20 protein-coding genes are annotated in these 21,872 nt (G+C 61.7%); 13 read left to right on the top strand and 7 right to left on the bottom strand.

The window, feature by feature from the left end:
- Nucleotides 1–62: 62 nt before the first annotated feature.
- The 3 genes from ACFVTR_RS13085 to ACFVTR_RS13075 all read left to right on the top strand — a co-directional run bounded on the left by ACFVTR_RS13085 (nt 63) and on the right by ACFVTR_RS13075 (nt 2,670).
- On the top strand, nt 63–986 hold the full coding sequence (locus ACFVTR_RS13085; protein ID WP_387037912.1) for a hypothetical protein: 924 nt from the start codon (nt 63–65) through the stop codon (nt 984–986).
- Nucleotides 971–1,624 (top strand): ABC transporter ATP-binding protein, encoded by a 654-nt coding sequence (locus tag ACFVTR_RS13080; protein ID WP_387037910.1) that lies wholly within the window; start codon nt 971–973, stop codon nt 1,622–1,624. Before ACFVTR_RS13085 ends, ACFVTR_RS13080 begins: the two co-directional genes overlap by 16 nt.
- Before the next feature lie 122 nt (nt 1,625–1,746).
- Nucleotides 1,747–2,670 (top strand): hypothetical protein, encoded by a 924-nt coding sequence (locus ACFVTR_RS13075; RefSeq protein WP_387037909.1) that lies wholly within the window; start codon nt 1,747–1,749, stop codon nt 2,668–2,670.
- A gap of 54 nt (nt 2,671–2,724) precedes the next feature.
- On the opposite strand, the gene ACFVTR_RS13070 is transcribed toward ACFVTR_RS13075, so the two are convergent.
- Complete coding sequence (locus ACFVTR_RS13070) at nt 2,725–3,072, bottom strand: hypothetical protein (protein WP_387037908.1); 348 nt, start codon at nt 3,070–3,072, stop codon at nt 2,725–2,727.
- 283 nt (nt 3,073–3,355) lie between these two features.
- The gene (locus ACFVTR_RS13065) at nt 3,356–3,724 is read right to left on the bottom strand and encodes a response regulator transcription factor (RefSeq protein ID WP_387038477.1); all 369 of its coding nucleotides are present in this window, start codon (nt 3,722–3,724) and stop codon (nt 3,356–3,358) included.
- Between the two features lie 587 nt (nt 3,725–4,311).
- Here ACFVTR_RS13065 and ACFVTR_RS13060 point away from each other — a divergent pair.
- The 7 genes from ACFVTR_RS13060 (at nt 4,312) to ACFVTR_RS13030 (ending at nt 10,767) form a co-directional block, all read left to right on the top strand.
- Complete coding sequence (locus ACFVTR_RS13060) at nt 4,312–4,821, top strand: RNA polymerase sigma factor (protein ID WP_387037906.1); 510 nt, start codon at nt 4,312–4,314, stop codon at nt 4,819–4,821.
- Complete coding sequence (locus tag ACFVTR_RS13055) at nt 4,814–5,809, top strand: hypothetical protein (protein ID WP_387037904.1); 996 nt, start codon at nt 4,814–4,816, stop codon at nt 5,807–5,809. Before ACFVTR_RS13060 ends, ACFVTR_RS13055 begins: the two co-directional genes overlap by 8 nt.
- Entirely contained in the window at nt 5,806–6,270 is a 465-nt protein-coding gene (locus ACFVTR_RS13050) for a peptidase inhibitor family I36 protein (protein ID WP_387037903.1), read from the top strand. The genes ACFVTR_RS13055 and ACFVTR_RS13050 overlap by 4 nt, the downstream gene beginning before the upstream one ends.
- A 203-nt stretch (nt 6,271–6,473) precedes the next feature.
- On the top strand, nt 6,474–7,583 hold the full coding sequence (locus ACFVTR_RS13045; RefSeq protein WP_387038475.1) for a peptidoglycan-binding protein: 1,110 nt from the start codon (nt 6,474–6,476) through the stop codon (nt 7,581–7,583).
- Nucleotides 7,580–8,221, top strand: a complete 642-nt coding sequence (locus tag ACFVTR_RS13040) for an ABC transporter ATP-binding protein (RefSeq protein ID WP_387037901.1) — start codon at nt 7,580–7,582, stop codon at nt 8,219–8,221. Before ACFVTR_RS13045 ends, ACFVTR_RS13040 begins: the two co-directional genes overlap by 4 nt.
- A gap of 35 nt (nt 8,222–8,256) precedes the next feature.
- Nucleotides 8,257–9,339 (top strand): FtsX-like permease family protein, encoded by a 1,083-nt coding sequence (locus tag ACFVTR_RS13035; protein WP_387037899.1) that lies wholly within the window; start codon nt 8,257–8,259, stop codon nt 9,337–9,339.
- 354 nt (nt 9,340–9,693) lie between these two features.
- On the top strand, nt 9,694–10,767 hold the full coding sequence (locus ACFVTR_RS13030) for a hypothetical protein (protein ID WP_387037897.1): 1,074 nt from the start codon (nt 9,694–9,696) through the stop codon (nt 10,765–10,767).
- Nucleotides 10,768–11,065: 298 nt separating this feature from the next.
- Here ACFVTR_RS13030 and ACFVTR_RS13025 read toward each other — a convergent pair whose 3' ends face one another.
- The 3 genes from ACFVTR_RS13025 to ACFVTR_RS13015 all read right to left on the bottom strand — a co-directional run bounded on the left by ACFVTR_RS13025 (nt 11,066) and on the right by ACFVTR_RS13015 (nt 12,669).
- Nucleotides 11,066–11,527, bottom strand: coding sequence for a hypothetical protein (locus ACFVTR_RS13025; RefSeq protein WP_387037896.1), 462 nt, complete (start codon nt 11,525–11,527; stop codon nt 11,066–11,068).
- 4 nt (nt 11,528–11,531) lie between these two features.
- Nucleotides 11,532–11,828: a hypothetical protein gene (locus tag ACFVTR_RS13020; RefSeq protein WP_387037895.1), complete on the bottom strand. Its 297-nt coding sequence runs from the start codon at nt 11,826–11,828 to the stop codon at nt 11,532–11,534.
- A 370-nt stretch (nt 11,829–12,198) separates the two neighbouring features.
- A complete protein-coding gene (locus tag ACFVTR_RS13015; protein ID WP_387037894.1) occupies nt 12,199–12,669 on the bottom strand; it encodes a hypothetical protein in 471 nt (156 codons plus the stop codon).
- A gap of 553 nt (nt 12,670–13,222) precedes the next feature.
- On the opposite strand from ACFVTR_RS13015, the gene ACFVTR_RS13010 reads away from it, so the two are divergent.
- From ACFVTR_RS13010 to ACFVTR_RS13000, 3 genes are all read left to right on the top strand, one after another.
- Nucleotides 13,223–13,816, top strand: a complete 594-nt coding sequence (locus tag ACFVTR_RS13010) for a hypothetical protein (protein WP_387037892.1) — start codon at nt 13,223–13,225, stop codon at nt 13,814–13,816.
- Between the two features lie 130 nt (nt 13,817–13,946).
- Entirely contained in the window at nt 13,947–17,630 is a 3,684-nt protein-coding gene (locus ACFVTR_RS13005; protein WP_387037891.1) for a DUF4365 domain-containing protein, read from the top strand.
- A gap of 251 nt (nt 17,631–17,881) precedes the next feature.
- Entirely contained in the window at nt 17,882–18,673 is a 792-nt protein-coding gene (locus ACFVTR_RS13000) for a hypothetical protein (RefSeq protein WP_387037889.1), read from the top strand.
- Between the two features lie 21 nt (nt 18,674–18,694).
- Here the strand turns inward: ACFVTR_RS13000 and ACFVTR_RS12995 are convergent, their stop codons facing one another.
- Both ACFVTR_RS12995 and ACFVTR_RS12990 read right to left on the bottom strand, forming a co-directional pair.
- Nucleotides 18,695–19,303, bottom strand: a complete 609-nt coding sequence (locus ACFVTR_RS12995) for a hypothetical protein (RefSeq protein ID WP_387037888.1) — start codon at nt 19,301–19,303, stop codon at nt 18,695–18,697.
- Between the two features lie 391 nt (nt 19,304–19,694).
- Nucleotides 19,695–21,794 carry a P-loop NTPase fold protein gene (locus ACFVTR_RS12990; protein WP_387037886.1) on the bottom strand — a complete coding sequence of 700 codons (2,100 nt, stop codon included), beginning with the start codon at nt 21,792–21,794 and terminating at the stop codon, nt 19,695–19,697.
- Nucleotides 21,795–21,872: the final 78 nt, after the last annotated feature.

Raw genomic sequence — 21,872 nt, 5'->3', positions numbered from 1 at the left:
CAGCGATTTATGGACTCGCGCTTCCTCGGGAGCAACTCCAGCCCGCGGCGGAGCCAGTGTACGTGCCGGTCAGCGCAAAGGAGTATGACGATGCCCGACCAGCCGCTCTCGAAATGAAGTGGGCGGATGGGGCTTCGCTACTCGCACCGGGCTGGTCCGGAGTGGTGACCGAGGTAGTCCCCGACAAGGACCGCGTGATTCGGGATGGCGAGCCAGTGCTGGCCATCGATGATGTTCGCCGTATTGCTGCCAGCACGCCTCGGCCATTTCATAGGCCTCTGGGTTTTGGTGCAGAGGGCGCCGATGTGGAGATGCTCAATCAGCTTCTCGCCCGCTGGGCGATGCCGGCTGGAACGGGGGATTCCTGGGATTGGGAGACCTCCGAGGGAATCCGACTGTTGGGTGAGAAGGTAGGCGTCGACCTATCCGAGACGCCGTGGAGGGAGATCAGCTTTGATCCTTCATGGTTGATCTGGTTGCCGACGGATGCTTTCCCAATCCAATCAATCGCTGCGTCGGTTGGTGCCATGGCACCCGCGCAAGGCTCCGCGGTCGTGAACGGCCGGGCCATTCTCACGTCGGCGAGCGTCGATGCTGGGGCAGGAGTGACCGCTGAGGAAGGGTTTGTCATCGAGTTGCAAGGCCAGGAGTTTGAGTTCTCAGGCGATGCAACCGCTCCCTTCGCTGACCCCTCTGCTGTGGCGGCTGTTCTCGATGGAAAGCCGGCGCAGGCGAATGGAACGTTGCGTCGGGCCGAGCCGATCTCGGCTTGGTCTGTGCCGCCGAGCGCCGTCATGGCAGCCCGCGATGGGACCTACTGCGTGGGGTTCAGAGCCGAGAAGAGTTCGGGCGCGCCCAGAATCGTCGAAATCACGGTGCTCGGTGGGGCGATTGGCGAAACGCGGGTCGCCGGGGAATTCGGAGAATCGCGTTCGATTCTCGCGAATCCATCGGAGGTACTGGACGCACCATGCGTATCCAACTGAATGACGTTGGCCACCAATTCGCGCGGGATAGTACGTGGCTCTTTCGAGACGTTAACTGCAGCTTCGAAGCCGGCACAATCACTGCCCTGATGGGTCCATCTGGTTCCGGAAAATCCACCCTCCTCGGGATCATTAGTGGCATCGTGCGGCCCGTGGAAGGTTCGGTGACCATGCCGGGACCTCCCGATGCCTTAGAGCCTCGCTTCCGAAACTTCTCTTGGATGCTTCAGGTCAATTCGGTGCTCGCTGGGCGTACCGCGGTGGACAACGCATCGCTCGCAGCCATAGCCAATGGGTATTCACACCGTGACGCCCGCAGACTCGCCTTGCACGCGCTTGACTCACTTGGTCTGGCTGATCGGGCATGGTCCCGCGTCGGCGAGCTGTCTGGTGGAGAGGTGCAGCGTGTGACGGTCGCACGGGCTCTGTTGAGTACAGGGTCGGTCCTGCTGGCCGATGAGCCGACCGCCCAGCTCGATGCTTCGAACACCCAGCATGTAATCGACGCCCTCCGAATAGCTGCAGCGGACGGACGGACTGTGATCGTGGCCACCCACGATGAATCTGTAGCAGCAGCATGTGACCGGACGATTCGGCTCCGGAGCGGGCAGCTCCAACATTCGGAGGCCGCAGCATGAAACCCGGTTCCGTGTTGCGCGAGGCGCTGCTAGGTGTCTGTGCTCGTCCGTGGAGATCGATATTGACCATTGTGTTTCTCACCGCCACTCTCGCCGCTCCTGCTATCGCTGAGGGAATGTCAATGGATCAAGCCCTCACTGCGCTGCGGCTAAACGAGCGATTGGGTGCGAACGTCCTGGTCGTGACCGCCGATGACGGCGCACTCTCGGCGTCGGCGTGTGAGTCGATGAACTTCATCGACGGGATCAATGCGGCAGGTGCCATCATTCGAAAGAACGCCATGAGCACAGAATTCGCTCCAGGCGTCTCATTTCAGCGCGCAGTCGTAAGCCCCAAGTACTTGAGCGTCATCGCACCATGGCAAGCTAGCGGCGATGGTGCGGTGGGAGCCGATATTTCGCGAGAGCTGGGGATCTTCCCGGACTCGCGTGTGCGTCTAAATGACGGGTCGGTGATTGACCATCCAACGATCGTGTCTACCGACGACCGCGCGCCTGATCAGGCGCGATGGTTGTACAGCGTCTCACCCGCGACAGGCGAGGCGCTCGAATGCTGGGTGGAGGCTGCGCCCGGTGCACGGGAGGCCATTAAGGGCTACATTCCTGTAGCGCTCGAAGAATCATCGGCCTTGAAGATCGCTGCGCTCCAGCGCGACCGAGCGCCTTCGCTAATCGAGCAATGGGACAGCCGAGTCGTTCGGTTCGGATGGATCGTCGCCGGTGCAGCAGGCACGCTGTTTCTTGGCTTCGCCATGATGCTTCGGCGAGACGAATACTCCCTTTACGCGCTAAGCGGCCACGCCGCGCCTAACGTCGCACTCGTCACTGCCATCGAAGCAACCGTTTGCGCAATCACCGCCCTCGCATGCAGCCTTTTGTGGACGATCGCTACTCTGGCATTGCTCGGAGCGAATATTGCCGCCACGATGCCTCAGGTGGTCCAAACCGCGGCGATGACGTACCTCTTGATGGCTGCTTCGATCATTCCCATGGCCGTGTTGGCAGTGCCCAAGGATCCGCTCAGAGCAGTCAAGAACCGCGGTTGACTCCGCGGTACGAACTACCCCGGCAGGTTCCACCTCGCTGCATTTGAAGCGGGTTTAGTTCGAGAGGACCCGGAGAAGGCTCTCGGCGGCGAGGTTGAGCCCGCCGACTGCGAAAGTCATAACGATCACCGCCAGTGCAATCAACATGGGTGTTGCACGGCGGGTCCTTCGGACGAGGCTGAGCGCCACGAGCCCAAGTGCTGTGATGACGGCGACGGTGTATGCGGCAACAAGCGCAAATGCCATGCGAACGTATGCTGCGTCGTCGGGGGCGCTCCAACTGTTGAACGCGAGCACGATGGCCCCAGGCACGATCAAGATACCCACGACGCCGATCAGTCCATACTGTCGCCACGGCGAGGCCGCCTTGGGTTCACTTGCCAGCTGAGTCGTGTTCTCCATTGGTTCTCCGTTCGTGGGCCTTGTCGCGATGAGCCTAGAATCTCGGTCCCTCAATAGAGAGACTCTCGTCCTTGCTAACCGCGAGTGGGTGTCGACATGTGAAACGGAATCAAGCCCGCCAATTGTCGACCTGGACTGGGACTAGGCCTGACCGCGACCTTTCGTTGGGGAACCTCGCGTCCCAGCAAAAGTTGTGTCAATCGACACATCTCTCGTGTGCGCATCGAGCGTTTGCGACTCGCAGCCGATCAGCGGAGCAAGATGGCCCCGATGCTTGCACGGGTTAGACGGCGTAGCCCATTGCTCGCGCCCGGTTCACGGCGTCAATGCGCGAATTCGCTGAGAGACGCCGGAAGGCATCGAACAAGTGTCGTTTGACGGTCCCTTCGCTCAGCTCGAGGGCGGAGGCGACTTGAACGTTGGTGAGCCCTCGGGCTGCGAGCTCGAGAACTTGTTCTTGTCGGCTGGTCAACAACGCTGGACGCGGGCGTTTCGAGCGCGGCGGTGATTCGGGTCGATGTTCTCGTATGAGCAAGTTGACCGCACTGACTAGAAGTTCTGGCTCTGCTGAATCAGGCAAGACGAGTCCGGTCCTTGTGCGCTCGATCAGCCGTGCAGACTTGCTCCCTTCGCGCCCTCCGAACCCGAGCATGCGCACGCGAGAACTCGCCCGAACGATGGCGCGGACTACATCCCCATCGTCAATTTCGGGCAAATCTAGGTCGAGGATCAGCACATCTGGGGCGACAGCTTTCACGAGCGGCACCGTCTCGCAGGATTCACACGCCGAAGCAACAACTGTGGCTTCGGAGCGGGAGTTCACTACTCCAGCCAATGCCGCTCGCAGAAGACCGCGGTGGGAGACGACGACGACCCTTGCCCGGCGCGGGATGCCCGCGCGAATGTCAGTTACGGCGAGGGTCATGCTGGCTACCTGCCGCACAGCGTGTCAACGGAAACACCGGGTCCTGTGCCATCCAGGTTCGGTGGTAGGGAACAGTCATCGTTGGCTGCTCAGCTCCTTCTCTGTGCTAGCCGCCCAAATGGCGAACTCGCCTATGAAGTTGCGGGAGGGCGACTGAACCTGACAACTCATTCGGCATTCGTCGAAGGACGAACTCGCCGGCCGACACGTTTCACCCGGCATTGGGGCTGGCGCGCAAGAATTTCGTCCTTATGTCAGGATCGCGTAATCTGCCGCAACTGACACAGTGTCAACAGCTAGTGGGATGAGGGTTCATGGATGAACAGGCGGCGTTCGCTGCGTTCTTCCAAGAGCACTACCCGACTCTCCTGAGGTCCGCGGAGCGCCGACTCTCCAGCCGAGAAGATGCGAGGGACGCAGCCGCGGAGACGTTCATGATCGCGTGGCGCAAGTACGACCCCCAAGAGCCATTCCGAAGAGTGTGGCTCTACAAGACTCTCTGGAATGTGGTCGGGTCGATGTACCGACGGTCGTCTCAGGAACTTGACTTGCTTCGCCAATTGAAGGACCAAGAAGCGCATCACGCCCAAGATTCCACCGCAACCGAAATCATCGGAGAGGCGATGGACCAACTATCGGCGAAGGACCGCGAAGTCTTGCGATTGACGTATTGGGAAGGGCTCTCCGCTAGTGAGATCGCGATCGTCGTCGGCGGCAGCGAGCAAGCTACCTGGAAACGGATCAGTCGTGCGCGGGCGGCTGTTCGGGACTCAATCCTTCGGTCTGGTGTTCGACCTGCGGCGGGGGTGAGGTTCGATGATTGATGATGACTTCATCAAGGATCTGATGGGGCGCGCCGATCCCGCGCCGATGATTGGCTCGGACGCTGTCGAAGTCAGTCACGTGCTCGCGAGGATTGTCGAAACCCCACGTTCTCCTCGTTGGCGCGCGCAAATAGACCTCCGACCGCGCCTTGGCTTTGCCTACATCGCCATAGCACTTCTGATCATCTCGACACTAACCACTTCGGCGTTGACGATGTTCTGGCCTCCTGCACGCGCCGTCGCAGCGACACCGGTTCCGCTGCAAGTCACGCCCATCTCAGAATCCTCGAGGTCTCTCCTCTTGAACATGAGCAAGAAGCTGTCCTCCGAAACTCCTAATAGTCCGGCCGCTGTCTTGCGGTTCCAGACATGGTCGCTGAGCATCATGCCGGAGGAATCCGGCTTGCCCACCACAGTTGTGCCCGAAAGAGTGCAGATAACGCAACGTCCGGACGGATCTCGTGCGATATCCGTTTCCGCTGGCGACCCGTACACGCCGCCCGGATCCGTTGCGGCGAAGGATCTGGTCGCGCCGGGAACCGTTCTCTGGGAGCAGGCGTTCGCCCCGGGCGAGTATCAGTTCCTTTTCAGTGAGCCGCCAAACGAAGCGGGTCGAGTTGCGGACTATCTGAGTGCGCACAACGCTTTGCCGCCAGATCCAAGTGCAGGCGACTACCTCAATAGCCTCCCGGTGCTCATGACGGAAAGGACGCTAACGGCCAAGCAGGAATCCGTACTGCTCGCATTCCTTGCTGAGCTTCCCGACATCGAAACGACAGGAAAAGTAGTCGACAGGCTCGGTCGCCCAGGCATCGCCTTCTCGACGACGTCGCGAGATCCGGGCAACTACGTCGACACGATCATCGTGTCGCCGACGACTGGGCACATCCTGTCGTATGAAACAACATATACAGGCGGTACCCGAACCGACATTGCCGCCCCGGCGGTCGTCGCGTACACCGCCTGGGAAAGAACAGAACCCGAATGAAACTGCGCTCGCTCGCCCTGGTCGGACTTGCTGCCGTCCTCACCCTTGGCTTCGCCCCAGCCGCCTCCGCTGCACCTGTCGATGAGATGCAGTCCCGCATCGACAAGGTGCTCGAGGACTTCCCCGGGGGTGTCCAGATTTCGCCGAATGAGGTTGCGTGGGACGACGGCGCCACCGTTCTTACGCTCGAAGACTCGACTGCGGTCAGCGCCTTCTCTGTGGGAAGCTGCCCCGCGGGTAGCTTCTGTGCCTACAGCTACGCCGGATACGTCGGCAGTCGGCTTACGTTCACCTCATGCACCGCGAGTAACTCGGTGGCGCCCCTCGGAACGGTCAGATCTATCGCGAACTCCCGGGCCAGTGGCACCGTTCGTGGATACAACGGGACCACAGTCACCGTGAGCGTGGCGGCGAACACCGGCGTCAACACGACTGCGGCAATCACGCGACTTGGTTGCTGAGCCTCAATAGGTTCGCACGATCGATTGCGCTCAACGGCACCGCGGTCTTCCACCGCGGTGCCGTTGCAAGAGCGGTAATGGACCGTGCGCCCCGCGAAGCGGACGCACCGGTCAGTACCTCCGCATTCGCACGTTCCCATGCGTGATTTCGATCCAAGCTCTCGGACATCCGTGAAGCGACCACGATTGAGGAGTTGAAGACCGTGAACCCCACCAGCGATGAAACGACTGCCCGCCTCATCAGGGCGCGCCGTTTGGCCGCGCGAGTCGGCGGTTCGATTGGCATTCTCGTCGCAGGCGCGGCCATCGGATGGGCGGGTGCGGCGGTATTCGTGCCGCCGGAGGATGTTCTTGTTAAGACGCAGTACACGTATGTGGAGCTCGTCGATGGCGAGGTCGGGTCCTCGATCTCGTTGAACACGACGGCGGAATGGCCGCAGCGGCCGGTCGGGACGAATCAAGCGGTAGGCACGGTGACATCGGTGTCGGTGGAGCCGGGCGATGAGGTGAAGCCCGGTCAGGTCCTGTATGCCGTGAATCTGCGACCTGTCGTGGTCGCGGAGGGTTCGACCCCGGCATTCCGTGCGCTCACCCGTGGATCCGAGGGTGCGGATGTGCGGCAGCTGCAGCAACTGCTGGCCTCTCTGTCGTTCTACGGCGGCGAGGTCGATGGTGAGTTTGGAGGCGCCACCGAGCAGGCCGTGCGCGACTGGCAGGAATCGCTCGGCATCGACGATGACGGATACGTTCAAGCAGGCGATCTCGTCTTCGTGCCGAAGCTGCCGGGCCGAGTCGCGCTCGACCCGGAGTTCGTTTACCGTGGAGCGATTCTCGCGGGAGGGGAGGCTGCCGTATCCGGCCTCGCGGGCGATCCGTCGTTCACGATCGCCGCGACTCCCGAGCAGGCGGCAATGATGCCGGCCGGTACCCGGGTCGAGTTAAGCATCGGGGACGGAGTGTGGGTGGGCTTCGCCGCCAGTCAGGAGTCCGACCCGGAGTCGCCCGACACAATTCGGGTTGCGCTTGCCGGAAAGGAGGAAGGCCCACTTTGCTCTGCCGACTGCGGGATCGTACCGATCGTTGGGCAGACCCTGCTGGAGTCGACCATCGTTACGCAGGAGCCAGTGTCGGGTGTCGTTGTACCGAGCTCCGCACTGCGCTCGTCGGCCGATGGACGAGTCTCGGTCGTCGACAGAGCCGGCGAAGCGCACCCGGTTAGTGTCGTCGCGTCGGCGCGCGGCATGTCGGTGATCGACGGCGCCACCGCAGGCATGAGGGTGCGAGTGCCGGCAGATACGGCGGCCGTGAAGTGACAGTGGTACTCGCCGCAGAAGATCTGACGTTCCACTATGACCCCGCAGCACCGCTCTTGAGAGGATGGTCGGCCGAATTCCATGCTGGCGAGGTCGTCGCCGTGACCGGTCCGTCAGGGCGGGGCAAATCGACACTTCTGTACTTGCTCGGGCTCATGCTGAAACCTCGCGGTGGAGCGGTTCTCCTCGACGGTGCTCCCGTGCACTCGCTCTCGGACAGGCCGCGATCAGCACTACGGGCAAGCGAATTCGGCTTCGTGTTCCAAGACGCTGCGCTGGACGCTTCGCGAACAGTGCTCGATAACGTCCTTGAGACGGTGCTGTACCGTGGCGGTGACCGAGCGGCTGCGGCTGCGCGCGCCGACGAACTCATGGACCGGTTTGGAGTCAGGATCCGCCGTGGCGCAAAACCCGGGCAAGTGTCGGGCGGTCAGGCGCAGCGCATCGCCCTTTGCCGGGCCTTGCTCGGGGAACCTCGGGTGCTCCTTGCCGACGAACCGACCGGAAACCTTGACCCCACGTCGTCGGATCTTGTCGTCCAAGCCCTGCGCGAGCATGCGAGTGCTGGCGGCACGGCTGTGGTGGTGACTCACGACCCAGCGCTCGTCTCCCGCTGCGACCGACAGATCGTGTTGTGACTCGCTCCTCGAGGCCGGGGCCCGGAATCCGGGCGGTGGTTCGTGAAGCCGCTGCGTCCGCGCTCGCAGCACCTGTGGCGAGTATCCTCATCGCCGTCATGATTGCTGGCATGTGCGCCGCCGTCCTGCTCACGTCGGGTCGCACGGTCGGCGCCGAGCAGGCCGTCATCGGCTCGATAGATTCCGCTGGCACTCGATCGATCGTGATCCGCGCGAGTGCAGAGGCCGGACTCGATTCAGCGGTGTTGAGTCGAATCGCCAACGTCGACGGCATCGAATGGGCCGGCGCCTTCGGTCCGGCCGTTGACGTGCAGAACGCTGCATTCCCTGGCGGCACCAAGGTGGCAATGCGCCTTGCGTACGGCGACGATTGGGGCCGGCTCGGTATTGTAGCTTCGCCGTTCAGCGACGGTGGTCTTTCGTACGCTTCGAGTGAAGCATCATCGCAGCTCGGCATGCCCGATGCCACCGGCCGGGTGAGCATGCCCGGACTGCCCGATCAAACCGTCGGCGGGCCACTTGTGGTGCCCGATTTCCTCTCCTTCCTTCAGCCCGTGCTCATCGCGCCCCAACCCGTCGACGCACCTACCGCGCCCGTGAGCCTGCTCATCGTCATCGCCGAACGTCCCGACCTGGTCGCTCCGGTTAGCGCTGCAGTCGCGAGTGTGCTTGCCGCCGGTGACCCGACCCAAGTCAATGTCGAGACCAGCGAGAAGCTCGCCACCCTCCGTGCACTCATCGAAGGCCAGCTCGGAACCTTCGGTCGGAGCCTAACCCTGGGCATTCTCGCGGTCACCGCGATGCTCGCCGCCACCATCCTCTACGGAACCGTCACTTTGAGACGCAAGGACTTCGGCCGTCGCCGCGCCCTCGGCGCCAGCCAGTCCCTCATCATCGGCCTTCTGCTTGCGCAAACGGCCATGCTCGCTGCGATTGGAGCGTTGATCGGCTCAACAGCCGCGCTCGCCGTGCTTGGCTGGGCTGGCGACCCCTCTCCCGGCTGGGAGTACGCTCTCGGGGTCGCTGTGCTCGCGGTTGCGGTCGCGGTCATTGCCGCGATGCTCCCCGCGTTCGCCGCGGCCCGCCGCGAACCGATCAGCGAATTGCGGGTGCCTTAGGCCGCGGGATGTAGGCAGATCCGGGCTCGTGCGCCTCAACGGTGAGCCCAGCTCGATCACGGCCCAGATCTGTGAATGCTCGTTCGCTGTCGGTGCCCGGTCCTGACTGGCGCGGCACGTAAGTCTTGGAGCTCGCGTCGTCGCGAGCTCTGCTTCAGTCGATGACGGTGTGGGCTGACGGGCATGCCGGCACTTGGTTTTCTCGCCTGGCCGGCCGCTGAAACTTGGTCTCGCCTACCCTCATCAATCATGGTAATTAATATTACCATGATTGATAATGGTAGGCGGACCGAGTTGATTCTGAGCGGTGGCTCAATCGGTGTGCTGGGCCGCGCTGGACCCGATGGGTCGGCCGTGTTGCGCTGGCTGGAGCGGTTCGCCGACCTTGGCATCCGCAACATCGTTCAGCTCGGCAGCTGGACCAGGTTGTGGCAGTCGCCCGATTTGACTCCCCTGATCGAGGACATCACCGCCAGACTTCGCGAGGTGGGGCAGGCGATCTGGGTGGTCGATGGGGACGGTGATGGCGAGCTTCGTCGACTGCCACGCAATGGCTCAGGCTCCGTCCTTGCCGCTGAGGGGATCAGGTACTTGCCCCGTGGAACCCGTGGTTGGTTCGAGACGGGTCGCACCTGGGCAGCCCTCGGGGGCGGCGCCACGATGGGCGCAGCGTCGCACGGTTGGGTCCAACGACAGGAGATCGTGGATGGTCGATGGTGGCCCGATGAGATCGTGTCGGACGAGGACATCGAAGCTCTTGGCGAAGGTCATGCCGACGTCCTCTTCGCTCACGACATGCCCTCGGGCGTGCCGGCGGTGTCGGAGTACCTCAGGACGCAGCTTCCGAGGCGGCAGTTCACGTTCAGTGACCGGATGTACGACATTCGCGCCCGTGGAAGGTTCACAGAGGCGTTCCATCTCGTAAGTCCGCGCGTGCATTTCGGCGCCCATTTCCCGCTGTACGTGAACCAGGTCGTCGGATTCGACGGGGGCCGCGGCGGCTACGCGACACGGATAGTTCTTCTCGATGCCCTCGACAGCCCACTCCCGTGCGCGGCGATCCTCGACGTCGAGACCCTGGATGTCTCAGTCCTCGGTTCCGAAGGTGAGCGTGTGGCACCCGAATCGCAGGTTCTGGACCTGACTGTCCAAACGATGGGGCGATGGCGCGTCCTCAGCCGCGACTCCACCCACCTCTTCGACCTCGACCGCCACCTCTGGCTGCGAAGCCCAGGGCCGCTGGCCGGCGACGGGCTGGATCAGACCACTCGGCGGGTCCGCTCGATCGAACGATGCCGTGTTGGAGAGCGCGGCTACTGGACGATGCCGGGCGCGGGCTACCTCATCGACTACAGCTGGCACGACTCCTCAGTGATCCGGTTCATCGAGCCGTTCGAAGGGCACTGGCCTGACATGGGCGATGGATAGCGTGAGCGCACATCAGGAGCGGCTCGAGGTTGGCTGGCGATGCTGCGGGGCACTCGACTGCTCCGAAGATCGCGGCCGCCAATGCTGCTGGAGGCAGGGCTCGCGTTCTCGTTCTTATACTTCCGCGATGTATAACACGCATTAGCCTTGGGGCTTAATCTTGGCAGTTGTTCGCAGCCTAGGAGCTGTGTGCTCTCGTCGCGCGCGCAAACTGCCGGACATTGGAAGGGCGCCCGGCCATGTCCTGATCCATCCCTGACACGGCAACCGTGCGTTCGAACTGACAGGCCGCCGGCGATCAATGTGATGCGGGGATGTCGAGCCGGCGCTCGAGCTCGTGTTCGAGTGCCGCCATGAGGGTCGACGTCGCCAAATCGAGAACTGAACCCTCCGCATCGAGTATCGGCTCTGCCGAGAGTTCAGAACGCTCGCGCAGAAACATGATCGCGTGGACGAGGTGAGCAGTGCTGAAGCGCCGGCTGCGGATGGAGTGAGCGGCGCCGAACGTGTCTACCCACCACGTCCCCTGACCGAAGACCTCGGGATTCAGGACACCCGGCGCAAGTGCGTCGAATCGGACTCTCCATCGAAAAGAGAGGCGTTCGAACTTGTACGAGCGCTTGTAGCGATCCAGGAGGACGCGCGGCGGGATGCTGCGCCGCTTCGCCTCGGCGATCAGCTCACCGGCATGTGATCCGTAGCCGAATGCCTGGTAGGCCACCCGGCGCCAGAGTTCCTGGAGATCTGGTTGGGCGCGCATCTCTTCAGCTCGCTCGACCGTCCTGCGACGGATCTGGCCGGCGCGCAGTTCGTTGGGATGCCTCGGGTTCGAGGGGGTTCAATCGGGGCCACAGCTCGAGACCGAATGCTGCTTCCAGACGAGAAACGACGTACAGATCGCCGGCGATCGTGTCTCCGAGCAGCCCGGTCACATCCTCCGGATCGAGTCCTGCTGCCTTGGCGACGTCGCTCGGTGACGTATCGCCCATCGCGCGACGAAGATTCGTCTGGAGGTCCGCCAGTCGCCTCTCGAGCTGATGGTCATTATTAAGACCAGGCATGAGAATCACTGTACGCCGACTTGGCGCATTCGGAGCAACTCAGTTCGAGGAGACTCCCATGAGGGGGACGCCGAGCGAGGCCTCAAGCCGTGCCATCGCATACAAGTCCGGCCACGATGTGCCGTTCAGATACCCAAGCAAGACTCCGTGGCTGAGCCCCGCCTCGCGAGCGGCGGAACGGACGCTCTGATCGCCTATGGCAGCGCGAAGCCGAATCGCGAACTGTCGAGCCGCCTCTCCGGCTGGGTCGTCCGTCGGCGCATTCGGCCAGCCTGGCGCGAGCTCCGCTGGCTGAGGGCGCGGCGTACGAGACATGCGGACAGACTAGCGGGGAACCCGATTCAGCCCCTGTCGCTCATCGGCGACAGCGCTAGCCGCGCAGCATCCGATCGCGCTGGTCGCTTGCGATGGGGTCGAGGAAGCGCACGTACCGGGTAAGCGCTTCGAGCGAATCGAGCCCTGAGGCGTCGAGGAGAGCGAGCAACGGCGTCCCCTGGTTCATGTGGTGGAGCAGCCATGTTGCGCGCATGCGTTGAGTGTTGGGGCCCGCGTACTTGAGGTTGCCCCGTGCGACCAGGTTGCTGATGAAGTTCTTCGGGACGCCGGCACGTCCCGGCTTGATCAGATACTCCTCGCTGCCAGGGACCGCCGCTCTCAGCAGTTCGGCCTCCCAGACGCGTCGCACCGGAACAGTTCGCACTCGCCCGGTGCGAACTCGAACCGATGCGCCGGCCACTTCAACGACGATGTCTGTCTCGCGGACCTCACCAATCTCCGCGGCTGAAAGGCCCGCGCCAAGCCCGAGCGCGAGGATCAGCCGGGCGTCAGGCCTTTGAGGCAACTTCTGACTAGAAGCCCACTCGCGAAGTCCCTTGATCTCCGCCTCGGTGAGGTATGGGCGCTGCGGGTCGGCCGGCGCCAGCTTCTCCCGTTCGGCGCGGGGCCGTTGATCACCTCAGTCATCCGTCGCAGCTGAGCTCGGGCGTTCGCGCGAGACGCATCCGAAAGGTCCGGCAGACCGAACTCCACGAACTCGGCGATGACCGACTCAGTGAACACGGTTCGAGCGTCGAGCCGGAGCTCATGTTGGACGCACCAGAACGCGAACTTCTCGGTCACACGAAAGAGATCGACCTCGCGATAGGGGACGAGAGGAAGCGCGGCGGCGACGGATGTCTCGACGAACGTTGTCGGCGAAGTGAGGGCTGCAGCGGCAGAGGTGGGGCGGGCGAGTGACAAGAGGAAGTGTCCAATCCGGAGGGGATGAATGGTCACTTCCTTGGGTGTGCGGCTGAAAACAGGGTTTGAGGTTTCTCCGAAGATTTCTTGAGATCCTTCGATGCCACCAGTTCGGGAGGTATCTCGCGGGCCAGTGCTGTTGCGAGGATTCGACGATGGACCCAACCATCGCGAGCCTCGTGGGAACCCTCGTCATTACGACTGCCGGATCTTTCCTAGGTGCTTTCACATCCCACGCCCTCATCCAGCGCCGAACTGAGTCAGCGTTCCGCAAGAAGCGCCGGCTGGAGGCATCCGGCCAGATGCTGGAGGCCCTCCGCACGCTCGAAGGAATGTTGCGCGACCGTGAGTGCATGACGGCGGGTGACTGGGTCAACCCGATCCGAGCCTTCTATGAAGCAGCAGATGACGCCGCCTACGTTCTCCCAGAGGGGCTGCGGCACGTGAAGCGAAGCGTGCGCGCGGCGCTCGGCGAAGCACTGGGCATCGTCACAGCGATTGATCTGCGCGGAGGCTTTGCCGACGGCGAGCGAGTGACAGATTTCGATGAATGGCGCGGGTACGCGGCGGATTACCTCGCGGGCTGTAGTGGCCAACTGAGGAACTGGCGTGACTCGGGCAGGTCGTCGGTATCGATGCTCACTTACGACGCGTGGCTTCGGCAGGCCGGGTTGCACTCGGAAAGCTTCGTATCTCCTTCCAGGGGTGTCAATCCACGGGCATGGGCAAAGTTTGACGGGTCGCTGTAGCGATTCGCATGATTTAGCCGGACTGGTTTGATTCAGTAGAAGTATGGTCACGCTCACTCTGGCGGTCGGGACCTTGACGCGGGGAGGCGCCAGTTTGCCACGAAGATCAGATCTCATTGGAGAACGCGGAGTGGCGATTCTCCAGGACGCCGTGCTTCAAGAGGGGTGGGCTTTTCGCGAGCAACGAGAGCTCGATTATGGAGTCGACGCCCACGCCGAACTCATCGACGATCAGGGTCCAACGGGTCGACTCTTAGCGATACAGATCAAGTCTGGTCCGAGTCAATTTGACCGCCCAACAGATGGCGGTTGGTTCTATCCGGTCAGCGCCAAGCACGCGAAGTACTGGCTCGACTACTCACTGCCCGTCGTGCTCGTTCTCGTAGATGTCGAGGAACGAGCGGCGTACTGGGTTTCAATTAGCGATGCTGTCCTGCTCAGCACGGGCAAGAACTTCAAAGTGCTCGTCCCGACCAGGAACAGGGTGGATGGCGCGCGTGTCGAGTGGGAGAGGCTCGTGGACCGCGCGGCGCAGGACGCCATGGACTCATACGAGGACAACCTCCAGCTTCTTCCGCCAGTCACGCTGCAAGCAGTCGAGGTCTTACGTCAGACAGACGAAAGCGCAGCGGCGATGCTCGTCACGCTTCTTGCCGGATTACGGAATGAACCCGAGAAAGCAATAGAGCGGGCGTCGGAGATTGTCGGCACCGAACGGTCAGCATCGGCGACCGCATCAACGAGGGTCCTCTGCAATTTCGCACAAGCGCACGAACTTGCTCTCCAAGCCGCAGAACTCATGCTCGATATCGCCCAGCGTGATCCGGTTTCAACCAGCGGACTCTTGGCGAGGGCTGCGCTGCAGCTCAAGGCCGTGGACGAGGAGCGGGGGAGGAATCTGATCACCGATGCTTCGAACGCTGACCCAGTCGACGATCTGGCTGTTGCCGTTGCTCGTGCAAGCTACTCCCCGGGTTTGCTCGATGAGGAAAGCGAACTATTTGAGCCTGCAGTCGCTCGCACTTTGTACACGTATGCGGGGCACGAACTTGTGCAGCGGTATCGAGGGACGGTTGCTGCGATGGCTGGTAGTCCGATCGAAGCGATCGAGCACCTGGAATCCGCTCTAAATCAATCACCAAAGTCAGATGACTTGAAGCTCCTCCTAGCTGACCAGTACATTCACGCAACACATACGGCGGAAGCTCCAACGGACCTGTCGCGTGCTGAAGCGCTTGCACGCGATGCCGGGGCCTCGCACAGAATGTGGAAGCCGTACTCGACTGAATCGGGAAAGACGCTCGTCCGTATCCTCGGGCTGCAATCAAGGTTTGATGAAGCTCTGGTGCGGACGCTCCCCGTTCCACAAGGCATCGCCACTGCGGAGGAGAGCGCCGACGAAGAATTTGCTCGGCTCGGTGCTATCACGGCCGAGCTCCTCGGTCGGCGCGATGAACTCAATGCAATCGTCGAGCGCGTTCAGCCCGCAGAGTCTCGCGACCGGTTGCGACGCCGATTCGCAGATCTTAGTCAGATGGATACCGACGCTCAGCTGGAGTGGAAGCGCTCGACGCTGGCGGAGTTGCCGCCCGACGGTTGGGCCGAACGCGTCGCAATTGCACTCGAACTTGCTGCCGAAGGACTGGATGAGTCGGCATCGCTCCAAGCAGGTGTTGACGCGGGCATCATATTGCCGCACCTCGCGGAACTCAGTCGAACGATCGCTGCGTCTGTCGTGAACCCTCATTCGTTGGAATCGCTCCGAAGGATGAGCCGCACTGACCGCACAGCGGCAGGAGCGCTCGTCAAGGCTGAAATTCGCGTGGGCGAATGGCAAAAGGCGCTCACTGACACCAGACGGGCCTTCGCTGTGTTCGGAGGCGCCGAGTTCGTGAGGCTCGAAGTCGATGCGCTACTGGCAAGTGACCGAGAAGAAGACGCGGAAGCCCGGATGCGAGTCGCCGTTGATCAACGGCACGTCAACGGCGAGCACCGGAAGCAATACCTCTTCGATCTGGGCGGCAGAGCGGCCGACCGTGAGGACTGGGAGGAAGCTTCAGCTCGATACAGGCTGGCGGCGGAAAAATCTAAAGAGTTCGGAAGCTCTGACAGTGCTGCCTGGAACCTGATCGTATGCCACCTGAAGGAAGGCGACTTCGATAGGGCTCGTCGCGCTCTCCGGGACTTCGAGCCCGCAGTTTCGTCGGATGAGCAGGCCGGCGTCTGGCTTGAAGTTCATAACCAGACGGGTTGGGATGCTCCAAGCGCGACAAGAGCGCTCGGGCTCGCCCTTGAGACCGACGATGCCCAGCTCGCAACAGCATTAGTCGCTAGCGTGATTCACTTCACTCGTGGAGTCGGGGGCGGCACCTCGGAGGATGCCGATGCCGTCGAAGACTCCAAAGAGAGTTCGCTCGAGTCTCGTACGTACGACATGCGCCCAGCAGTCCCAGGCGACCTCCACCGACAGGCATTTGAACTGTTGGACAAGTTGATTTCGCGTCACGGAGCGGGTGCAGTGCAACTCAAAGTAATGCACTCGGACAACGACACGGATCTCGTTTCAGAACTGGTCGAGCTTGCTCGGCCAACAGAGCCGCAGCGCGCCCTCGCGCGGGGAATCGAGCTGGGAGTATTCCCGGTTGGGCTCGCCGCGAGCCTTCAACGAAAGTCCTACTCGATGGCTTTGCTGGGCCGGAACGCACGGGTTGCCTCAACGCTTGAACCACACACGCATGAGGCCGAGAACGGAGCTGCACTGGCAGCGTTCGGGTCCACAGTGGTCGCGGACCTTTCGGCAGTCTTCTTGGCCGAGCAGCTCGGAGTTCTGGAGCTCGTGCGCGACCAATTTCTCGACATCGAGATCACTCGTTCCAGTCGCAACGACGCACGCCGCGGCGTCGAGGACGCGCGAACAGCGACCGCGGCGATCGGCCACCTTCGCGTGTTCCGCGGGCAACCAGTGTTTGAGGAAGTAGATCCAGTTGCTCTCCGAGCTCAGTTCTCTAGGGCGAGCAACCTATACGTTGCAGCACGCAGCTTGACCGTCGTACCTGACCCAAATGGGCACTCAGAGTTGACGCGGGTTCGAGAGAACCTCGGCGACGCTCCATGGCTCGATTGCCTCGACTATGCCGAGAATCAGCGAATCGCGGTTTGGAGCGACGACCTAGCGCAGCGAAACGTAGCGAGGGCGCTCGGTCTGGCGGCATTTGGGACCGTCAACCTCCTTGAAGCGCTTGCGCTTGCGGAACTTGGTGATTCGCCAACCGCCGAAGCCACTGCGGTGTTCATTGAGAAGCAGGTACAGCTGCTCGAGAAACTGACCGCTCATCGCGTTGTAGATCAGCCAGTCTCAGTGGGGATGCTCAAAGCGATGATCGCGTCAGGATCCAATGAGGGCGCCATTGTGCTCACGAGGCCGGGATGGTGGATCCTACAAGGCGGAATCGATGCGTGGTTCGAACTGCGCGATGCTCTGGCCGCCGGCGACACCAGCAGAGCACAGGCATGGCTCTACTGCGCAATGCGCGGGGTCGCTTCTATGGGGGCGGCAGACGCGGAGGCTTCGTTGAGACACGTGACAGTTCTCGCGCTCCTCGGCCTTTCAGGCAGTCCGTCGCCAGCGCAAGTCCGATCTGGCATCGAAATTGCTGAGTTCGTATCGGATGAATACGAACTCGGTGACCCGAAGTCGATCCTCGCCGAAGTGATCGCTGCTCTCGCCTCGGATGCAGCGATCGGCGACCCGGCCTCATTCCTCGCGGACGTACTCGGGGAAGCAATTGCGGGAGAGGGTCTTCAGGTGGGCTAGCGTTTTCGCTTCAGGGGACTGCTGTTAGGTGACTCCTGATCTGTGGCGGGGTGTGCCCGCCGCGGGAAGGATGGCCGCTGTGCCGAAACCGTATCCGAGGCAACGCGGACTCGGTCGCCTCACCCACGTCGAGTACGAGACGATCATGACCACACCGGCCGCGGTAGCGGCGTAACCCGACAGTCACCAAGATCTTCAGCAGTCCCGGCGAAGCGATTCCCGACCTGTGGAGGATTCGGCAGACTGGCAGGATGGTTGACGCTCAACAACGGCTCAGAGAACTCGGCGCCTACTGGGCCACAACACGAGACGTGTATGGGTCAGCGGTCTCCGCGGAGCCCGCGCGGAATTCGGATATCGCGGGAGATTTTGCGCTTGTCGGCGACGGGCTTGGGACCTACGCCCAAGCGGTCGCTCTGATCGAGAATGCCGTCGACGCGGCCGACGCGCTATCTACTTTGTGGACGAATCAGCTGTACCACGTACCGGCGGACTACATGCTCATACGCGGCATAGTCGACTACTCGATGAAGGCTATATGGCTCCTTGACCCGGACGATCCGAGTGAACGTACTACGCGGGCTTGGAGGCTTCTCCGCGATTCGCCCAGTCGCGCAAAGAACCGTGCCGAAGCGATGATCCGCGCCAATCCGACTCGTCCAAGTCGGCCACAGTTGATTCGCGAGGCACAGAACGCAGGGGAGTACATCCAAGAACTGGATATTGCCTTCGCGGCGGCGCTCGGCACCCCGCGGAGACCGGTCCTCGTTGAGGCATCCGAGTATATTGAGGTCGCTGAGGCGCAGCCTTTTCACTCTGGACGGGACGGGGACGTCACTCGGTTTTGGGGACAGTTGAGTGAACTCGTGCACGGAGCGAGTGTGCCGATTCAGGCGCGACTGAAAGATGTCGGGATGGAGGGCGTGTTCCGTCTCACCCAACCTGACCTGGACGCTCTCGCCCGCGTCGCAGGGTTGGCGACGGGCGTCTTTGAACGGGCACTTCAGCTCTTCTACCAGCGAGTCGGATGGGAGGTGGATTAGTTCCGTCCTAGTGCTCGACGGCTACGTCGATCTACTTGCCCGCCGAATGGCGTCAAGAAGCGCCGATTTGTCGTCGCCGATCCGCCATTGAGTGACAATCGCTTGAAGTTTGAACTCTTGCCCGGGAGACAGTGGAGATGGGAACGGGGTAATCACGAGGACGCCGTCTCCGGCCGACGCGTGACTCTGCAGGCGATTCAGTGATTGGAAAACCATCGGCCGGAGGTGTTCCTCGCTGCGAGGAGCCTTGGTTTCGACCAGTACGCGCCTGCCATCTAGCTCAACAACGGCATCCGGGCCCCCGTCGTGGCCAACGTTGCGGACGACCTTGATCGTGGGATCTTCCCACGACAGGGCGATGAGGGCCTTAACAACCTCGTTCTCGTACACCAATGCTTCAGCGGCAGCGGAGGCTGCAGCCGTCCCTCGGCTGGACTCAACATAGGAGGCGAGCGCGGCGTACGTAGGGCCTTCGGGCTCTGCCCGCCTCGGAATGGGTTCATCTTCGCTGGGCTCAGTCGTCGTTTCGTCGATGCTCTCCGAGAGCAAATCGATCATGCCACCGCACGCAGCCTCCTGAACATCGGATGTAGCGCTCTCAGCCAATCGTTTGAGCGTGAGGATCGTCACACTTGCTGGTAACGACTGATCACCCGCGCGAACTGGAATTGCTCGATCAGCTGCCCACTGGAACATCGCCCACCATGCGTCCGCCCTGGCCACATCCTTTTGGTGAGCGAGTGACGCCCTTGATACCGCGACCTGCTTAACGATGCCAACAAACGCGATAATGGCCGCGATTAGCGCTGCGAATGCCGCGGCACCGGGGGTTCGGACGAAGTCCCGCAACCAGGGTCCCCAGTTTGAGATGTTCGCGCCAGCGAGGGAAACCGCAAGAAATGCCCCAAGTAGCGCTGCGGCCATGGACGCCGGGATCAGCCAATAGACCGAGATTTGAGACGGTTGTCGCTGTGGCGAGCGCCCCGTGTCCTTTCGGGCCGCCCAGCACCTGTACGGGGACTCATGGGTTGTCTTCAGCGGTCGGCGGAAACGCGATGAGCAAGGACGTTAGCGCAAAGGCTCGAACGTTCTCCGGCCCTGGATCAGTATCGTTCATCTCGGTCGCCCTTCCGAGGCGAGAAACACTCGTCAACGAGGCGCGAGTTAGATCGTCGCTGACGACCTCTCGCCAATGATCTAGTTCGAATTTCAGCTCGGAATCTTCGACTCCGGCCGTTGTCCAGACCTCTACAAACTCCGCAGCGATTATCGCTAGTGATTGCTCATCGACCGCGGTCAGAGATTCGTCGAGTATGCCGAGCAGAGAGCCAGGACCACGGACACGGCGCCGAAGATGGAGATATCTCCCCAGCAAGCCCTGCAGCGATTCAGGGTCCGCGAGCTTTTCCGCAAGTGATGAATCGAGCTGGTCGAGAAGGGATTCACCGATTTGCCTTCGGGCGTCATCATCAAAGTTGGGGTTCTGAAGGATCCGCTGGGCGAGGGCGATTGCGTAGCCATCTCCGAACCATTCGCACGCTTCTGCCGCAGTCAAAGCACCACAGTCGAGGACGTCGAACGCCTCCCTCACAAACCAACGGCCCAATACGGCCCCAGCCGAGAGAAACGAGAGCGTGTCGGTCTTTTTGGTCATGCGGTCGAAGACAAAACGGACGATCGCAATGGATGGTTTGGAGCTGCGCAGCCTAGAAGCCATTGCCTTTTCTGCCGCGAGCGCTGAGCGCTGATCATCACCGTCGTCTAGTACGGCGGTTAGCTCAACAAGAGGTTGACCGTCCGGTTCGCCTCCCTCAAGGCAACTAAGCGCGCGTTCCACCAGCACGTCGGACACATCGTCGTCCGGAATGCCCAGCACGAAATAGCGTTGCACGTACTTCTCGTCGGCTAGGCCTCGCGGATGCTGTTCGTGATAGCTGAGCCCGCCGACATGGACCGTCGGAAACAGGAAGCTCAGAACCTTCATCACGTGATCGACTTGTGAAAACCGAACGTGTCTGGTCACCCAGTCATGCCAATCTTCAGCGGTCAGATCGGCGTCATCAATCAGCTTTCGACGCCATTTGCCAGTCCGCAATCGGGCATGCCACTCGGGTATCGAGAGGTATAGGTCATGGGCAAATATTCGGAGGTATGTCGCGGCGGCAAGGTCGAGCAAATCGATCTCAGATACGTCAACGAGCGTGACGACGCTCAGCAATTGCTCACGGAAGCGAATGTGAGACCGTGGCGTCTCAAGCGAGGGGGCGAGTACGCCGAGGAGTTCGGACGCGCGTGAGATTTCTTCAGCCGAGTTGGAATGGTCTGCTCGGCTATACATGAGCTCAAGCGACTCGGAGAGGAGTCGCCGCTTGGACACTTCCGAAAGTGCGGGCAGCTCGTATGGGTACTGGACGATCTTCTCCATGAAGGCGCTCGCCCGCCCGCCAAATCCACGTTCGGCAAGTAGTGCTTCGACGCTGGCTTGGTCGTATGCAAGTAAGTAGTGCACGTTCGGGAACCGACCCAGCAGGCGGACGACTTTCAGCAGTTCGAGTAGTTCGGTCGAGTCGAGTCGGTCGATGTCATCAGCCACTATCAAGACGCGGTGACCGAGATTCTTCATCGCCTTCGAAAGATCCTGGAAGCTTCGGTCCCATGACGGAATGGAACCGGCGGTCACGTCCAACGCATGGTCGGCCACGCTCGCTAGGGCATCTCCAACCACCGGAACGAACTTGAGCCATGGTGTCGCCGCTCGGCCGTACTTTGCGGTGACCTCTTTGACTTTTGTGATGTTCTCGCTCTGCGGCAACTCGTCGAAGGCGTTCCGTAATGCAGCAAGGAACTGCTGACTCAGCCCCTCCGCGGAGGATGCTGCCCATGGTGAGAACGATACGACTTTCCAGTCGCTCGCCACCGCAGATCTGATCATGTTCAGGATCGACGACTTCCCGGCGCCCCACTCGCCGACTACACCGAAGACCGTGCTCGACTGGTTCGGCGCTGTCTCGTCGACTCGGCGCGCGATCATTCTTGCAAATGAGGCTCGCCCGAATCGATCATCCGTCGGTGCGTCGATGGGCTCGTCGGTCCAGAACCCTCTGGGCTCCGCATCGCTCATGGGCTTCCATCCTCAGGTATAGGTGAGATCAGAATTCGGCTCCTACCGCACTTGAGGCTCAGTCGACGAGGCACAGAC

Source organism: Agromyces sp. NPDC058126, from assembly GCF_042884595.1.
Lineage (GTDB): Bacteria > Actinomycetota > Actinomycetes > Actinomycetales > Microbacteriaceae > Agromyces.
Note: the sequence above shows the minus strand (reverse complement) of the source record. Positions and strands in the feature narration are given on the sequence as shown.

Excerpts from the sequence above, each read along its gene's own strand:
- ACFVTR_RS13055 (WP_387037904.1), top strand. The coding sequence starts at position 4,814 with ATGATTGATGATGACTTCATCAAGGATCTGATGGGGCGCGCCGATCCC.
- ACFVTR_RS13010 (WP_387037892.1), top strand. The coding sequence starts at position 13,223 with ATGGACCCAACCATCGCGAGCCTCGTGGGAACCCTCGTCATTACGACT.
- ACFVTR_RS13025 (WP_387037896.1), bottom strand. The coding sequence starts at position 11,527 with ATGCGCGCCCAACCAGATCTCCAGGAACTCTGGCGCCGGGTGGCCTAC.
- ACFVTR_RS13050 (WP_387037903.1), top strand. The coding sequence starts at position 5,806 with ATGAAACTGCGCTCGCTCGCCCTGGTCGGACTTGCTGCCGTCCTCACC.
- ACFVTR_RS13065 (WP_387038477.1), bottom strand. The coding sequence starts at position 3,724 with ATGCTCGGGTTCGGAGGGCGCGAAGGGAGCAAGTCTGCACGGCTGATC.
- ACFVTR_RS13070 (WP_387037908.1), bottom strand. The coding sequence starts at position 3,072 with ATGGAGAACACGACTCAGCTGGCAAGTGAACCCAAGGCGGCCTCGCCG.
- ACFVTR_RS13020 (WP_387037895.1), bottom strand. The coding sequence starts at position 11,828 with ATGCCTGGTCTTAATAATGACCATCAGCTCGAGAGGCGACTGGCGGAC.
- ACFVTR_RS13060 (WP_387037906.1), top strand. The coding sequence starts at position 4,312 with ATGGATGAACAGGCGGCGTTCGCTGCGTTCTTCCAAGAGCACTACCCG.
- ACFVTR_RS12990 (WP_387037886.1), bottom strand. The coding sequence starts at position 21,794 with ATGAGCGATGCGGAGCCCAGAGGGTTCTGGACCGACGAGCCCATCGAC.
- ACFVTR_RS13000 (WP_387037889.1), top strand. The coding sequence starts at position 17,882 with ATGGTTGACGCTCAACAACGGCTCAGAGAACTCGGCGCCTACTGGGCC.
- ACFVTR_RS13080 (WP_387037910.1), top strand. The coding sequence starts at position 971 with ATGCGTATCCAACTGAATGACGTTGGCCACCAATTCGCGCGGGATAGT.
- ACFVTR_RS13075 (WP_387037909.1), top strand. The coding sequence starts at position 1,747 with ATGGATCAAGCCCTCACTGCGCTGCGGCTAAACGAGCGATTGGGTGCG.